This is a genomic window from Spiroplasma endosymbiont of Dasysyrphus albostriatus (assembly GCF_964019495.1).
Classification (GTDB): domain Bacteria; phylum Bacillota_I; class Bacilli_A; order Mycoplasmatales; family VBWQ01; genus Spiroplasma_E.
This window is the reverse complement of record NZ_OZ026447.1, coordinates 839,595-855,508: the sequence shown is the minus strand read 5'-3', so window position 1 is coordinate 855,508 and position 15,914 is coordinate 839,595. Positions and strand designations below refer to the sequence as shown.

Genomic DNA, 15,914 nt, shown 5'->3' with positions numbered 1-15,914 from the left:
TAAAATACTAATAAATCAAATATTTTATTTTGGAATGGCAACACTTTTTAGGACTATTTTTTGGTAGACATTTGTTGTTGATATTTAACTGGAGTTAAGTAGTTTAAAGTGCTGTGAATTCTTATATTGTTATATCAATTGATGTAATCAAATAATTCTAATTTTAATTGGATTAATGATGTAAAATTTTTATCATTAATAAATTCGGTTTTAAAAGTTTTAAAAGTTGCTTCAGCAACAGCATTATCATAAGGACAACCTTTTTTACTTAAAGAACGGTTAATGTTGAATGCTAGTAAAAGTTTATCAATAATTTTATTGTTAAATTCATTACCGCGATCACTATGAAATATTTGAATATCTTTTAAACAGCGATTTGATTGCATAAATGCTTGATGTACTAATGATGCATCTTTTTTAACTCCAACACTATGTCCGATAATTTCGCGGTTAAATAGGTCTATTAATAGGCAAATATAGTTTCACCTACCATTAACTTGTACATAAGTTAAATCACTAACAATAACTTCATTTTTAATCCTATTCTTAAATTTTCTATTAACAAGATTAGTTATTTGACTATCGTTAACTTTGTTATTATGATTTTTGAATGATAATTTAGTATATTTTGATATTAAATTATGTTCATTCATAATTTTTTTAATTTTTCTGCGCGATAAATAAATTTCTTGGTTTTCTAGAATTTTTTTTAATCTTCTAGTACCATAAACTTCTTTATTTTCTTTAAAAGCACTAATAACAGCTTCATCATAAATATTATTTTTGATTTTATTTTCTTTTTTCTTTAAATTAAAATAATATGTTGATTTAGATATTTTTAAAAAACGACACATTGTGCGAATTTTATATTTAGGGTGGTTAGCCCTAATTACTGGACCATATTTTGATAGATATTTCTAAATTTTTATTTGTAATATTGGTGGTTTTAAAAATTTAGAATGTATTCTTTCATAATTATAAAACATAACATATTGATTTACATCATTAATAGCTTCATTGATTGTTAAATATTGATTTGAGTCTTTAGGCAATCATTCTTGAGATAAATGTGAAAATCAATTTTCAGATATGACATTACCGCCAATATCATATGGTTGTTTTTTGCTTAAAATTATTTGTTTGTTTTTTGCTCATTTTGTAATTTCTTGACAATAAAATTCGTTGGCGTTATCTGAATGTAAAATAACGTTTTTTATTTGATTTCAAGAAAATTGGTTGTTTATTTTTTCAAGTGCAGGAAGAATTAAATCTTGATATGATTTATTTGAAAATGTATTATAACTAACAACATTATTTGAATAAAAATCAATAATTACAAAAAGATATAGTCAACCTTCTTTGGTGTTTATTTGTTTAGTATCCATTGATCAAATTTGATTTGAAGCGGTTGTACTTTTGTAATCTTTGTTTACTTTATCCATTGTAGGTATTCACTTATTTGGATTTTTTTTGTTTTTAGGATAGTTATTTTTAGTTTGTTTTAATCCTTGAATATTGTGTTTTTTCATAATTTTTCGCATTTGTTTTGTTGATAATTCTATATTTAAAATGATATTTTTCTCTTGTTTTAATCACTCTTTAAAAGCTGAAAAAATTCTTAAATATCCATAAATTCTACCTTTTCTTGTAGAATGAAATTCGATTAAAAGTTGGCATAATTCTTGATATTTATGATTGCAATTAATAATATGATTTTTTTCTTTTTTAATAAGTTTTTGTTTATTTTTTAAAAAGTAATATGTTGATCTGTTTAATTGAAGATATTGACATAAGTTTCTAATTGAATATTGATTTTTGCAATCATCGATAATTTTAATTTTTTCTTTGATATTTAATTTGTTAATTATTAATGCTATTTGTTTAATTTTATCCATTAATAAAAATCCTTTCAGGTCAAAATTAGTGTTCATTATATAACACAATTGTTTTTAGAATACATTCAGATTTTTTAAATTAATGGTCTAGTAAAAAGGGCTAAGTGGCCCCATCCAATTTTTTATAAAAACTTTCCAGAAATAAGAAATTTTTGAACAAAATTACCAACAGATGGATCACAAGGTTTAGTAGTCAAAACAAATAGAGATGGCGATTGAAATAAATGAGATTTTACAGTACACTATCAAAGCAAAGATCTCTAAATAAAAGAATGAAAGAGGTTTTTTAGAAACCTGTACATATTTGTTTTGCAAAGTACTAGTTCAGATTAATTCTATCTTTAAATTTATTATAAATTGAACAATTCCTATTCAAAATTGAAATGAATTGTTCAATTTTTGTTATATTTTAATTACTAAGTAAAATATTTTGAAAAACTGCCATATCATTAAGAAAGACTTTTTTATTTCTGATGACTTTTTGTAATTGATGATTAATTATCTTTGCTTAGTAAATTCAATGTTAAATATTTTTAAACAGTATTATTTTCAATAATTTTCCTATCAAAATCAATCTTTTTTAAAAAATAATATAAGCATTTTTCAAAAATAATTTTGTCTATTAAAGAAAAAACTTCTTTAAAAACAATCCTTAAATATCAATTTTTATCAAAATTATTAGTTTTCATAAATTGATTTTAATTATTTAAAGATAATAAATAAATGAAGTTAATGATTATTGTTTTCTCATTTTCTGTTTTAGATATTTTGTTCTTTCTTTTATATTTAGTATAGCTAACGAAAGTAATGTTTACTCATAAATAATGTAAAATAATAATATGTAATTTAAACAATTCTTGCACTTACAAGTATAATTCAGCAATAATTAAAATAGATTAGGAAGATTAAATTATGCCAAAACCATACAGTGAGGACTTACGAAGAAAAGTAATAGAAGTTTATGAAAGTAAAAACATGAAAATTAAAGAAATTTGTAAAGTGTTCAATATCACTAGAAAGACTTTATTTTTATGAAGAAAAAGAAAGCAAAAAACCGGAAATATAAAACCAATTTTGAATTATCAAAAAGGACATAGCCACAAAATAAAGGATTTAGATGAATTAAAAAATTATTTAGCAGAAAATAAAGATGTTACAGTTCAAAAAGTAATTGAAAAATTTGGTGATATGACAAAAGAAACAGTTTATAACTATTTCAAAAAACTAAATTATACATATAAAAAAAACTTTTCTATATGAACAAAGAGATAAAAATAAACAAGAAGATTTTTTAAAAGAAATAGCGAAAATAATGAATGAAGATTTGGTATATATTGATGAATCTGGAATTGATGATAATGAATTTTATAAATATGGTTGGTCTGAAAAAGGTAAAAGATTATTTGATAATAAACCTGCATATAAAATAAAGAGAATGAGTATAATTGGTGCACTAAATAAAGGTAAATTAAAAGCTCTATGAGCATTTGAAGGACATTGCAATAGTAAAATTTTTGAATCATATGTTAAAAATATACTAATTCCAGTATTAAAGTGTGGACAAATTATAGTTTTAGATAATGCGACGTTTCATAAATCTAAAGCAACAAAACAATTAATTGAAAATGCTGGATGCAAACTATTATTTCTTCCACCATATTCTCCTAATTTAAATCCAATTGAACATTTTTGATTTGCTATAAAACATAATATAAGAAAAATATTACCAAATTATTGACCAAATATTAAAAACGCGATTGATTTTGTTTTTCAAGATATGAGTAAACATTACTTTAGTTAGCTATATATAATTGTTGATTTACATTAATTAATAACCACCCTTAGTTTCTTGTCCTGAAATAATAGCAACACCATTACTAGTACCAATTCTAGTAGCACCAGCATTAATCATCGCCATTGCATCATCTTGATTTTTAATACCACCAGAAGCTTTAATTGCAACATGAGGACCAATATTTGCTTTCATTAATTTAATATCAGCAACCGTGGCACCACCATTAGCAAAACCAGTTGAAGTTTTAATAAAATCTGCTTTTACTTTAGTTACTAACTGACAAGCAATAATTTTTTGTTCTGTTGTTAATAAACTACACTCAATTATTACTTTTAAAATAATATTTTGTGGACATGCATTACGAACTGCTTGTAGATCTTGCAATACAAGTTTTTGATCATTATCCTTTAATGCACCAATATTAATAACAACATCAATTTCTTGAGCACCATCTTTAATCGCATTAATTGTTTCTGCTACTTTAGTTTGTGTAGTATTGGCACTCAATGGAAAACCAACCACTGTACATACTTTAACATTACTATTTTTTAATAAAGTAACAGCACGATTAACATAAAATGGATTAATACAAACTGCTTTAAAATAATAAGTTTTAGCTTCTTTACATAATGTATCAATCATTGATAATGTTGCTTCTGGTTTTAATAATGTATGATCAATATATTCATTTAAATTAATATTACTTTTCATAAACTTCAACTCCTAATTCATTTTCACTTTTAATAATTGCTTCAATAACTTCAAGATTCATTAAACTATGATTTAATCAATAATCTCGACTTAAATAATCTTTATTTTTAATCATTTTTACAAAATCATTTAATTCATATGTCATTAAACTTTCTTCATTAGTATTATCTGCGATTTCTTTTATTCCGTTTTTAGTATAAACCTTAATTCCACTTAATGGATGAACTTGTGATAAAACAAGACTACTATTATGACCTATAAATTCACTTTGTGCATAAGAGGTTACTCCTTTACTACAAGTAATAGTAGTAATAGTTCCATTTTCATGCTTCAAAATAACATGATTACTTAAATTAACACCATTAGGTAATTTAATTGCCATCGCTTTAACTGTTTTTACTTTACCTAATAAATACAATACTAATTGTAATGGATATACTAAACTATCATAAGTTGCACCTTTACCAAAATCTTTATCAAAAACAGAATCATATATTCCTTTTTCAACTGATGGCATTCTTGAAGAAATACGATTAAAATTAAGGTTAACTACTTCTGGATTTATTTCATGAACTAATTTTTTTAATTTATAAAAAATAGGTAAATGAACAGTAACATAAGCTTCTAATAAAATTAATTTTTTACTTCTTGCTAAAGAAATTAGGTCTTTAACTTCTTCAACTGTAAAAGTAATAGTTTTTTCTACTAAAACATGAATATTATTATTTAAAAATAATTTACTTTGTTTGTAATGCAAACCATTTGGTGAAGCAATATAAATAGCATCAATATGTTCTATCATTTTATTTAAATCATCAGTACTATGGGCAATATTATATTTTTTTGCTCATGTTTCTGCTTTATCTAAACTTCTTGAATATATACAAGTTATTTTAACTTTTTTATTAGTTAACGATTGCTTTATAAATCTTTGAACAATTTTTCCAGTTCCAATAATACCAATTCTAATCATCTTGTACTCCTTTAACTTTTTAAACTTGTTTCATAATTAATGATTGACATTAAAAATAAAGGTGCAGTTTCGGCACGTAAAATTAATTTTCCTAAACTAATATTACTAAAATTAAGTTGTGTTAAAGTTGCAATTTCTTCTTTAGTGATTCCTCCTTCGGGTCCAACTATAATTGTTATTGATGATAATTTATTATTTATTTGACTAATCCAACTAGTTTCTGATGAATTTTCATATGCAACCAAATTAAGATGAGACCGATATCGTTCTAATTGTTTTAAATCAAAAACAACGGGTGTAACAATCGGAATTAAATTGCGATTTGATTGTTTGGCAGCAGCTTTTGCAATATTTTGTCAACGTAAAACTTTCTGTTCTGCTTTTGTTCTTGTTAAAATACTAACACATCGTTTTAACTGCAATGGCACAATTTGATAAACTCCCAATTCTACTGCTTTTTGAATGACTAAATCAAATTTTTGTTCTTTTAATAACGATATTACTAATGTGATTTTACATCTTAATTCTGAATTACTATTTGGCACTGTTTTTATAATTTCGCATTTAATAACTGATGTAATTTCAATAATTTTTGTTAAATATTTTTGTTCTTGATGAATAATAACTATTTCATCATTAATTTTATGACGTAATACTTTAATTAGATGTTTACTATCTTCTTCATCTAATATTAAAATATTATTAGTTTTATGGTTAGTAAAGTAGCATTCCATAGTCCACCTCTAATTTGATTATAACATAAGGTAAAACTCAAATTAACAAGTTTTAACTATCATCTTTAATTTATAAAATATAAAATTTTTTTTCTTTTATCATGAAACTAAATTAAAAACTACTTAATTAATTAAGTAGTTTTTAATTATTTATAAAATAATACATTTTGCAACTTTAGTAGTAGCATTATTATCTATGTTTACTAAAGGTTTATCATTTATTATGTTCTTATTTTTATTACTTTCTTCGAATGTAGCAGCAACTTTTCCTCGTCTTTCTCTTTATTTTTCTTTTCCAAAACTATTATTTACTTCATCTAATTTTTTTGCAAGTGAATCTTTATCTTTTGTACTTCATTTTTCATATGGTTCTCATGGCATATTTTTTACTTCCTTTATTATTTTTTGAATATTTTTTCTACCCTTTAAATACTCAGTAAAATTATTTTTAAAACAATATTTTATATTGAATAAATTCGTTGTTTTGTTACTGGACTAATTGGGGGTTGTATATCAGAAGAATTAACTATAACACTTAAATCAAAATTTTTAGCAACAGGATTAGTAACTGTTGGTTTTGCTTTATCTGGGTTTTCTCACGTTGTTTTATTACTTAATAGTTTATTTATTTTTTGCTTTTTCCTATTATCTAATTCTTGTTTTAAAATATTAAATTGTCTTTCTAATTGAGTTTCTACTTTATCACTTGTCAAGTCTCTAATTATTGTTTTAAATTCTTTTTTATCTTTTTCAATTTTTTCTTGATTTTTAAACATTTTATTATAAATTCATGAATCAACTTTTTTTATTGCAGTTGAAACTGTTGTTGCAGCAGTTTTAATAAATAAGCCAAGCGTAATTGAAATTAAACCAACTATAAGTTTGTCTTTTAATTCTGTTGCAATTTCCCTCCTTACAAAGGGTAAACAAGAAATCAATATTGGAACACCAACAGAAAGTACTGAAATAACAGCCCACATTGTGAATTCCGCTATAGATGGTTTTTCTTTACATTCTGTTTGTTCTTTTATAAACTCTTTGATTGGTATTCTATCAAAATTATTATTATTATTATTTATTAATAAAAGATCATTTTTGTATTGACTTAAATTTTTATATTGTTTTGTTTGCGTTAATATTTGTATATTATCATTATCAAAGTTGTGAAAAAACATTATTTTTTCTGAAATTGATTGATTATTATGTATAAAAGTTGTTATATAGCTAACTAAAGTAATGTTTACTCATATCTTGAAAAACAAAATCAATCGCGTTTTTAATATTTGGTCAATAATTTGGTAATATTTTTCTTATATTATGTTTTATAGCAAATCAAAAATGTTCAATTGGATTTAAATTAGGAGAATATGGTGGAAGAAATAATAGTTTGCATCCAGCATTTTCAATTAATTGTTTTGTTGCTTTAGATTTATGAAACGTCGCATTATCTAAAACTATAATTTGTCCACACTTTAATACTGGAATTAGTATATTTTTAACATATGATTCAAAAATTTTACTATTGCAATGTCCTTCAAATGCTCATAGAGCTTTTAATTTACCTTTATTTAGTGCACCAATTATACTCATTCTCTTTATTTTATATGCAGGTTTATTATCAAATAATCTTTTACCTTTTTCAGACCAACCATATTTATAAAATTCATTATCATCAATTCCAGATTCATCAATATATACCAAATCTTCATTCATTATTTTCGCTATTTCTTTTAAAAAATCTTCTTGTTTATTTTTATCTCTTTGTTCATATAGAAAAGTTTTTTTTATATGTATAATTTAGTTTTTTGAAATAGTTATAAACTGTTTCTTTTGTCATATCACCAAATTTTTCAATTACTTTTTGAACTGTAACATCTTTATTTTCTGCTAAATAATTTTTTAATTCATCTAAATCCTTTATTTTGTGGCTATGTCCTTTTTGATAATTCAAAATTGGTTTTATATTTCCGGTTTTTTGCTTTCTTTTTCTTCATAAAAATAAAGTCTTTCTAGTGATATTGAACACTTTACAAATTTCTTTAATTTTCATGTTTTTACTTTCATAAACTTCTATTACTTTTCTTCGTAAGTCCTCACTGTATGGTTTTGGCATAATTTAATCTTCCTAATCTATTTTAATTATTGCTGAATTATACTTGTAAGTGCAAGAATTGTTTAAATTACATATTATTATTTTACATTATTTATGAGTAAACATTACTTTCGTTAGCTATATAATAACAATTATTATTTATTGTCAAAATTTCTTCATATATTTGTTTAACTTTTTTACCATTTTCAACTTTTTCTTGTTTAATTTCGTTTTCTAATTTTAATATTTTATTTTCATATTTTAATTCTTTTTGTAGAATGTTAATTTTATTAAGTTTAATTTTTATTTTTTTTATTTTTTTTCTATTTTTTGTTAATATTTTGGTTTTGTTCTTTTCATCATTATTTAAAAATTGTTTAATATCATTTTTTAATTCATTTTGGATATTGCTATTTATCTTTTGATATTCATTTAATTGTTCTTTTCTTTGTTTTAATTTCCTTAACCTAGTTGTTTTTTCTTTAATTTCATGTTCATATTTGGCTAATTCTCTTTTTCTTTTCTTTAATGTTTTTTTACCAAATAATTGACCACTAACTATTGCATTTTTAATTTTTTCTAAATTTTCCTTTGCTTTTTTTAATTCAAATTCAAATTCAATTTTTAAAGTTTCATCATTATTTTCTTTTTGTAAATTTAATATTCTGTGTGCTCTTGCTTCTTCAATTATTATTTTCTTTGCTATTTGTTTATCAAGATCTAAAATTGTTACAGAATTATAGCTAACTAAAGTAATGTTTACTCATATCTTGAAAAACAAAATCAATCGCGTTTTTAATATTTGGTCAATAATTTGGTAATATTTTTCTTATATTATGTTTTATAGCAAATCAAAAATGTTCAATTGGATTTAAATTAGGAGAATATGGTGGAAGAAATAATAGTTTGCATCCAGCATTTTCAATTAATTGTTTTGTTGCTTTAGATTTATGAAACGTCGCATTATCTAAAACTATAATTTGTCCACACTTTAATACTGGAATTAGTATATTTTTAACATATGATTCAAAAATTTTACTATTGCAATGTCCTTCAAATGCTCATAGAGCTTTTAATTTACCTTTATTTAGTGCACCAATTATACTCATTCTCTTTATTTTATATGCAGGTTTATTATCAAATAATCTTTTACCTTTTTCAGACCAACCATATTTATAAAATTCATTATCATCAATTCCAGATTCATCAATATATACCAAATCTTCATTCATTATTTTCGCTATTTCTTTTAAAAAATCTTCTTGTTTATTTTTATCTCTTTGTTCATATAGAAAAGTTTTTTTTATATGTATAGCTAACTAAAGTAATGTTTACTCATATCTTGAAAAACAAAATCAATCGCGTTTTTAATATTTGGTCAATAATTTGGTAATATTTTTCTTAGAACCTGTTTGGAATCTTTTTTGACTAATTTTTAATTAAATTAATATTATAAATTTTATTTTATAGTAAAAAAATAAATTTTTAGTTGACAACTGATTAAATTATAAAATATTTTTAACCAGAAATTAAAAAAGAAAATAAAATGAAAATTAAATAAGTATTTATAAATGATTATTCCTTGTTTTAGCATAATTTTATTAAAAAGATTCCAAACAGGTTCTTATATTATGTTTTATAGCAAATCAAAAATGTTCAATTGGATTTAAATTAGGAGAATATGGTGGAAGAAATAATAGTTTGCATCCAGCATTTTCAATTAATTGTTTTGTTGCTTTAGATTTATGAAACGTCGCATTATCTAAAACTATAATTTGTCCACACTTTAATACTGGAATTAGTATATTTTTAACATATGATTCAAAAATTTTACTATTGCAATGTCCTTCAAATGCTCATAGAGCTTTTAATTTACCTTTATTTAGTGCACCAATTATACTCATTCTCTTTATTTTATATGCAGGTTTATTATCAAATAATCTTTTACCTTTTTCAGACCAACCATATTTATAAAATTCATTATCATCAATTCCAGATTCATCAATATATACCAAATCTTCATTCATTATTTTCGCTATTTCTTTTAAAAAATCTTCTTGTTTATTTTTATCTCTTTGTTCATATAGAAAAGTTTTTTTTATATGTATAATTTAGTTTTTTGAAATAGTTATAAACTGTTTCTTTTGTCATATCACCAAATTTTTCAATTACTTTTTGAACTGTAACATCTTTATTTTCTGCTAAATAATTTTTTAATTCATCTAAATCCTTTATTTTGTGGCTATGTCCTTTTTGATAATTCAAAATTGGTTTTATATTTCCGGTTTTTTGCTTTCTTTTTCTTCATAAAAATAAAGTCTTTCTAGTGATATTGAACACTTTACAAATTTCTTTAATTTTCATGTTTTTACTTTCATAAACTTCTATTACTTTTCTTCGTAAGTCCTCACTGTATGGTTTTGGCATAATTTAATCTTCCTAATCTATTTTAATTATTGCTGAATTATACTTGTAAGTGCAAGAATTGTTTAAATTACATATTATTATTTTACATTATTTATGAGTAAACATTACTTTCGTTAGCTATATAATTTAGTTTTTTGAAATAGTTATAAACTGTTTCTTTTGTCATATCACCAAATTTTTCAATTACTTTTTGAACTGTAACATCTTTATTTTCTGCTAAATAATTTTTTAATTCATCTAAATCCTTTATTTTGTGGCTATGTCCTTTTTGATAATTCAAAATTGGTTTTATATTTCCGGTTTTTTGCTTTCTTTTTCTTCATAAAAATAAAGTCTTTCTAGTGATATTGAACACTTTACAAATTTCTTTAATTTTCATGTTTTTACTTTCATAAACTTCTATTACTTTTCTTCGTAAGTCCTCACTGTATGGTTTTGGCATAATTTAATCTTCCTAATCTATTTTAATTATTGCTGAATTATACTTGTAAGTGCAAGAATTGTTTAAATTACATATTATTATTTTACATTATTTATGAGTAAACATTACTTTCGTTAGCTATATATCTATACTTTTGTGATCCATTTTCAATTATTTTAGTTTTTGATATTTGACTTGAATTAAAAGAACTAGTAAATTCAGTATTATTTATATTTTTTTTATTTTTTTCAAATCTTATTGTTAAGCCCCCATGTCTTGCTTTTATAGCAATTTCTGACTTATTTAAAATATCATTTATTCTTTGTTGTTTAATGATTTGATGAAATGTTTGCAAATTTGTTTTATCAGCCATTCTTTTTTCTCCTTTTTTTAAACAAAAACCCATTTACTTTAAATTAAAGTAAATGGGTGATATAAACTCAATAATAATTATATGTTATCAAATTTTGTCTTTTTTACAATAAATTTCCATAATTCAAAAAATAAATAAAATTTTAAGTTTTAATTAAATTTAATAAAAATATATTTTTAAATATTATAAATGTTATACTTTAATATATTATTTAAAAACTAGTGTTTACATTTTTTTAAAATAAAAATTTAAAAAAATGTATTTTATTTTTACGGGGGTAAAAAATATGAAAAAAATTAGCAATAAAACAAAATGTATATTAGCATTAAACTGAATTACAATTATCACAGTTTGAATATTACATAAAAAAAGTACTGAAGAACTAGATAAAATAAATAATAGTTCAGAAAAAAATATAAATGAACTTGAATATAAAAAATTAAAAACAACTTTAACTGACTATATTACTTGATTAGAATACTATTCTAAAATTTTTGTTATTTTTGGCATAACTCTTACTACATTAACAATAATAGAAATTTTATACCAACAAATTTTTTTTCCTAATAAACCAATAACAAAAGAAATGAAAAAAATCTTTAACTTATCTGAAAAATTAACTTTTAATGAATTAAAAGAAATAAAAATTAAACTTTCAAAAATAAATATTAATATTCCAAAATTTAAAACAAAATATACGTTATTACAACAAACTAATATTATATTAGAAACAATTAATAACTACCTTGATAATGAAAATAAAACAAACTATCAACAATACTTAAAAAATTTTTTTATACCAAATCTAATTATTGAAAAGCAACAACTACAAAATGAACTCTATACTTTAAAGTCATGATTAGAAAATCAAAAATCACTTTTCATTTGTGAAACTAAAAAAGATAACAAACAACAAAATTCATTAATTACCACATCCATAATACCTAAAACAAATCAATCATTTAATAATATCACTAAATGTAATAATAAAAAACTATCTTCTCATTTTTTAGAAAATCTATGACCAAAATGATTTAATAGTATTTTAACTATAGAAGAACAAACACTACTAAATATTGCTTATCAAAAAGCAAAAGAAAAAGAAGAAAAAAAATTTTGAAAATTATTAAAAGAAAATAAAGAAATAATAAAAAACAAAGGAATAAAACACTTTTTAGAAATAACATTTAAAATAAATAAAACTGAAAATAAAATAGCAAACATAGTAAATCAAGAAATATTATTTTCAGATATAAAAATTATTGAAAGAAAACAAAAATTAAACTTAACATAAAATTTGACATTAAAATACTTATATAGTATAAAATATCAATATAATTAAATAAATTTTGCCCTTATATGCTAGTAATATGGACTAGTGTTTCTACGTTTAACCAGAAATTAAACACTATGGGTTTATTAATGATTTTTTGTCATGATAAATCAACATCAAGCACTTGGGAAATGTTGATTTTTTTATTTTTAAATTAACTATAAGAAAGGAATAAAATATGTTTTATAAAAAAACAATTAGTAAGTTTTTTAAATTTGATAGTCTTAATGCTACTTTTAAAAAAGAAATTATTGGTGGTTTAACAACTTTTTTAGCAATGGTTTACATTTTATCTGTACAACCTAGCATTTTATCAAGTGCACCAAGTATTAATGTCAATAATGGGAATATGCAATTTGGGGGAATTTTTATTTCTACTGCTATTGCTGCATTCATTGGTACAGTGATTATGGGATTATCTGCTAATATGCCAGTTGGATTAGCACCAAGTATGGGATTAAATGCTGTATTTACTTTTAATATTGCTAATAATGGAATTGGATATGAAGGAGCTTTAATTGCAGTAATTACTTACTTTTAAGTATTTTATTTTGTTTAATATCTGCTACAAAAATTAGAATGTTAATAATACAATCATTACCACAATCAATGAAATTAGCAATTGGTACTGGTATTGGTTTTTTTATTGCATATATTGGTTTTAAAAATATTGGCTTAGTAGAAATTAGTGGTAGCGGTTTACCAATTGCCTCATTAGCAAATTTAAAAGATAACTGACCATTAATTTTAATGGGAATTTTTGTTTTAACTCTAATATTCATTTTATATTTTAAAAAAGTTCCAGGAGCAATTGCATTAGCAATTTTATGCGGTCTAATAATCTCATTAATTATTGGTAATGTTAGTAATAGTGATTTTATTAAAAAAAACTTTGCACATTGAACTAATTGAAGTTACTCAGATTTTAGTTCTTGAAAAATTAATTTAAACAATACCTATAATGCAATTGTAAATCCGAAAATTTGAAGTTCACCAACAATGTATATTGCTATTTTTGTCTTTTTATTTGTTTCTTTCTTTGATGCAACAGGTTGTTTATATTCAATTACTCATCAAATTAATGAACAAGTTAATAGTAATTATGAATTAAATAAAAAAGCATTAATGGCTGACTCATTTGGTACATTATCAGTTAGCTTAATTGGTTGTTCACCAATTACTACTTATATTGAATCTTCAACTGGTGTTGCACAAGGTGCTAGAACCGGATTTTCAGCAATAATTACTGGAACAATGTTTTTAATTGCTATTATTTTATATCCAATATTTAAGCTAATTACTCCTTGTGTTTCTGGAGCAGCTTTAATTTTTGTTGGTAGTTTAATGATAAAACAATTAATAAACATCGAATGAAAAAAATCTGAGATTAGTATTGCGGCTTTCTTTACAATCATTATTATGATAATTACTTATTCAATTACTAATGGTATTGCAATTGGTTATTTGATTTATACTTTGGTATCAATAATTAATAAAAAATATAAAGATATTCATATTATTACTTATATTCTTGATCTAATGTTCATTGGTTACTTTATTGCTTATGCTTTTGTTCAATAATATATGATATATTATCGGTGTTATTTACTAAACTACTTTTACTCATAAAACTCAATTTATAAAATTAATATATAATTTATACTAGAATATTACTTTTAATGATAGTTATAAATCATTAAAAGTAATTAATACTATTTATGGGGGTACAAATATGAGAAGTATAAAAATAACATTGAAAATTATGAGTGCAATTACTTTAACTTCTATTAGCACAAGTTCAATTGTTGCTTGTGAGTATGATTCAATAAAAGTGCCTGATTTAAATTCTAGATATGCAAATTAAAAATAAATTATTAATTACAGGTTCTACTTCAAAAAAATATAAAGCAAGAAATGAGCATGCTGCAGCATTTTTACAAGAATTAGGATATACATCTGGTAATGAAAATCAGGATTATTCAAGTTATGATGTTAATGAAATTAGTAATTTAATTGCAAAAGTTAGAAATAGTAATCCAGGTAAAATTACAGAAAATAATGAAAATGACTTTCAAGTTAGTGACGGTACTTGTCAAATTGATATTGTAAACAAAGATGACAAAATTGATAAACTTATTACATCTTATACTATCAATACAAGCAAAAATAATCAATTAGGTATTAATAATATAATTATTACTAATATTATATTTAATAAAAGTACTTTAAAATTAACAACAGAAGAAGGTTTTAGACAAGGTAATCCGATTACTAGTTTTAAATTAAAATTTAAAACTAATGATAAACAAAAGCAATTTGATGAACTAGTTAAAATACTAAATACAAAAATTTCTACACAATTTTTTAGTGATAGTAACACTTGAACACCAGTAACAGGAAATTTTCCAAACTCAAAAGTTTTTTAGAAATCCATTTTGGTAATGTAAGTATCCATAGAATTGATTGTGGAATAGCTCCTACAGAATAAATTAAATTTGATTTTCAACACTTTCAAAATTTTTAAAACCAACTTTCAACAAGATTACTTAAATGAAATTTTTAATAATATAAATAAACATATAAAAAAGTTATCAGAAATGATAACTTTTTATTAAATAAATTAAATATAAAATTTATATAATTACTTCAATTATATTAATTTACTATAACTTGTATTGGGTTTATTACTATCATTATACTTTTTTTCATGATTAACAATACTCCTAATGTTATTGAAATTATTTTTTTGTTGTTCTAAAATTCTATTTTTTTTATCTTTTTCTATCCTTAATAAATTCATTTCAGATTTTAAATTGTTTTTTTCTTGTTCTTGATTTTTAATTAAAAATTCTAAGTTAATAATTTTTCCTTCAATATATTTAATATGTCTTCAATGAAATGTAATTCTTTCTCTCATTGCTCTATTTTCTTGACAATTTCCACTTTTTTCTAAACATGGTGAAGATAATAATTTTTTATGTTCTGAATCTTCTCTTTTAAGTTCTTCTAAATAATTAGATACTTGTCTTTGATTATCACTTATATTTTGATAAAAGTTGCTAAATTACTTTTAATAATAGCCATTTTTTGTTCAATTAAACTTATTTCTACATTTAATATATTTATTTCTTGCTCTCTATTCATCATTTTTTTCCTTTCA

The 15,914-nt window shown here is 22.4% G+C and carries 21 protein-coding genes and 1 riboswitch; of the genes, 6 read left to right on the top strand and 15 right to left on the bottom strand.

Features of this window, described 5'->3' with window-relative positions:
- Positions 1-53: 53 nt before the first annotated feature.
- Positions 54-890 carry an IS3 family transposase gene (locus AACL11_RS05210; protein ID WP_338988491.1) on the bottom strand — a complete coding sequence of 279 codons (837 nt, stop codon included), beginning with the start codon at positions 888-890 and terminating at the stop codon, positions 54-56.
- 27 nt (positions 891-917) lie between these two features.
- On the bottom strand, positions 918-1,931 hold the full coding sequence (locus AACL11_RS05205; protein ID WP_338986622.1) for an IS3 family transposase: 1,014 nt from the start codon (positions 1,929-1,931) through the stop codon (positions 918-920).
- An 876-nt stretch (positions 1,932-2,807) separates the two neighbouring features.
- On the opposite strand from AACL11_RS05205, the gene AACL11_RS05200 reads away from it, so the two are divergent.
- Entirely contained in the window at positions 2,808-3,167 is a 360-nt protein-coding gene (locus AACL11_RS05200) for a helix-turn-helix domain-containing protein (RefSeq protein ID WP_338973555.1), read from the top strand.
- Positions 3,124-3,696 (top strand): IS630 family transposase, encoded by a 573-nt coding sequence (locus tag AACL11_RS05195; protein WP_338988471.1) that lies wholly within the window; start codon positions 3,124-3,126, stop codon positions 3,694-3,696. The genes AACL11_RS05200 and AACL11_RS05195 overlap by 44 nt, the downstream gene beginning before the upstream one ends.
- A gap of 27 nt (positions 3,697-3,723) precedes the next feature.
- Here the strand turns inward: AACL11_RS05195 and deoC are convergent, their stop codons facing one another.
- From deoC to AACL11_RS05135, 12 genes are all read right to left on the bottom strand, one after another.
- Positions 3,724-4,401 (bottom strand): deoxyribose-phosphate aldolase, encoded by a 678-nt coding sequence (gene deoC / locus AACL11_RS05190; RefSeq protein ID WP_338988440.1) that lies wholly within the window; start codon positions 4,399-4,401, stop codon positions 3,724-3,726.
- Positions 4,391-5,374, bottom strand: a complete 984-nt coding sequence (locus AACL11_RS05185; protein ID WP_338988438.1) for a Gfo/Idh/MocA family oxidoreductase — start codon at positions 5,372-5,374, stop codon at positions 4,391-4,393. Before AACL11_RS05185 ends, deoC begins: the two co-directional genes overlap by 11 nt.
- Before the next feature lie 11 nt (positions 5,375-5,385).
- Positions 5,386-6,108, bottom strand: coding sequence for an RsmE family RNA methyltransferase (locus AACL11_RS05180; protein WP_252320509.1), 723 nt, complete (start codon positions 6,106-6,108; stop codon positions 5,386-5,388).
- A gap of 461 nt (positions 6,109-6,569) precedes the next feature.
- A complete protein-coding gene (locus AACL11_RS05175; RefSeq protein WP_338988437.1) occupies positions 6,570-7,283 on the bottom strand; it encodes a hypothetical protein in 714 nt (237 codons plus the stop codon).
- A gap of 49 nt (positions 7,284-7,332) precedes the next feature.
- Entirely contained in the window at positions 7,333-7,833 is a 501-nt protein-coding gene (locus AACL11_RS05170; protein WP_338988468.1) for an IS630 family transposase, read from the bottom strand.
- A 28-nt stretch (positions 7,834-7,861) separates the two neighbouring features.
- Positions 7,862-8,221, bottom strand: coding sequence for a helix-turn-helix domain-containing protein (locus AACL11_RS05165; RefSeq protein ID WP_338973555.1), 360 nt, complete (start codon positions 8,219-8,221; stop codon positions 7,862-7,864).
- A 91-nt stretch (positions 8,222-8,312) separates the two neighbouring features.
- Positions 8,313-8,981, bottom strand: coding sequence for a hypothetical protein (locus AACL11_RS05160; protein ID WP_338988436.1), 669 nt, complete (start codon positions 8,979-8,981; stop codon positions 8,313-8,315).
- Positions 8,944-9,507, bottom strand: coding sequence for an IS630 family transposase (locus tag AACL11_RS05155; RefSeq protein WP_338988490.1), 564 nt, complete (start codon positions 9,505-9,507; stop codon positions 8,944-8,946). Before AACL11_RS05155 ends, AACL11_RS05160 begins: the two co-directional genes overlap by 38 nt.
- Positions 9,508-9,801: 294 nt before the next feature.
- Entirely contained in the window at positions 9,802-10,239 is a 438-nt protein-coding gene (locus AACL11_RS05150) for an IS630 family transposase (RefSeq protein ID WP_338988489.1), read from the bottom strand.
- 28 nt (positions 10,240-10,267) lie between these two features.
- On the bottom strand, positions 10,268-10,627 hold the full coding sequence (locus AACL11_RS05145) for a helix-turn-helix domain-containing protein (protein ID WP_338973555.1): 360 nt from the start codon (positions 10,625-10,627) through the stop codon (positions 10,268-10,270).
- A 91-nt stretch (positions 10,628-10,718) separates the two neighbouring features.
- The gene (locus AACL11_RS05140; RefSeq protein ID WP_338988435.1) at positions 10,719-11,069 is read right to left on the bottom strand and encodes an IS630 transposase-related protein; all 351 of its coding nucleotides are present in this window, start codon (positions 11,067-11,069) and stop codon (positions 10,719-10,721) included.
- Positions 11,070-11,160: 91 nt separating this feature from the next.
- Entirely contained in the window at positions 11,161-11,421 is a 261-nt protein-coding gene (locus AACL11_RS05135; protein ID WP_338988434.1) for a hypothetical protein, read from the bottom strand.
- A gap of 286 nt (positions 11,422-11,707) precedes the next feature.
- Between AACL11_RS05135 and AACL11_RS05130 the strand changes: the two genes are divergently transcribed.
- The 4 genes from AACL11_RS05130 to AACL11_RS05115 all read left to right on the top strand — a co-directional run bounded on the left by AACL11_RS05130 (position 11,708) and on the right by AACL11_RS05115 (position 15,180).
- Positions 11,708-12,715: a hypothetical protein gene (locus tag AACL11_RS05130; protein WP_338988433.1), complete on the top strand. Its 1,008-nt coding sequence runs from the start codon at positions 11,708-11,710 to the stop codon at positions 12,713-12,715.
- Between the two features lie 39 nt (positions 12,716-12,754).
- Positions 12,755-12,852, top strand: a riboswitch (purine riboswitch).
- Between the two features lie 80 nt (positions 12,853-12,932).
- A complete protein-coding gene (locus tag AACL11_RS05125) occupies positions 12,933-13,295 on the top strand; it encodes a solute carrier family 23 protein (RefSeq protein ID WP_338988432.1) in 363 nt (120 codons plus the stop codon).
- A gap of 38 nt (positions 13,296-13,333) precedes the next feature.
- On the top strand, positions 13,334-14,335 hold the full coding sequence (locus tag AACL11_RS05120; protein ID WP_338988431.1) for an NCS2 family permease: 1,002 nt from the start codon (positions 13,334-13,336) through the stop codon (positions 14,333-14,335).
- Between the two features lie 272 nt (positions 14,336-14,607).
- Entirely contained in the window at positions 14,608-15,180 is a 573-nt protein-coding gene (locus AACL11_RS05115; protein WP_338988430.1) for a hypothetical protein, read from the top strand.
- A 224-nt stretch (positions 15,181-15,404) separates the two neighbouring features.
- On the opposite strand, the gene AACL11_RS05110 is transcribed toward AACL11_RS05115, so the two are convergent.
- Positions 15,405-15,671 carry a hypothetical protein gene (locus AACL11_RS05110; protein WP_338988428.1) on the bottom strand — a complete coding sequence of 89 codons (267 nt, stop codon included), beginning with the start codon at positions 15,669-15,671 and terminating at the stop codon, positions 15,405-15,407.
- Positions 15,672-15,914: the final 243 nt, after the last annotated feature.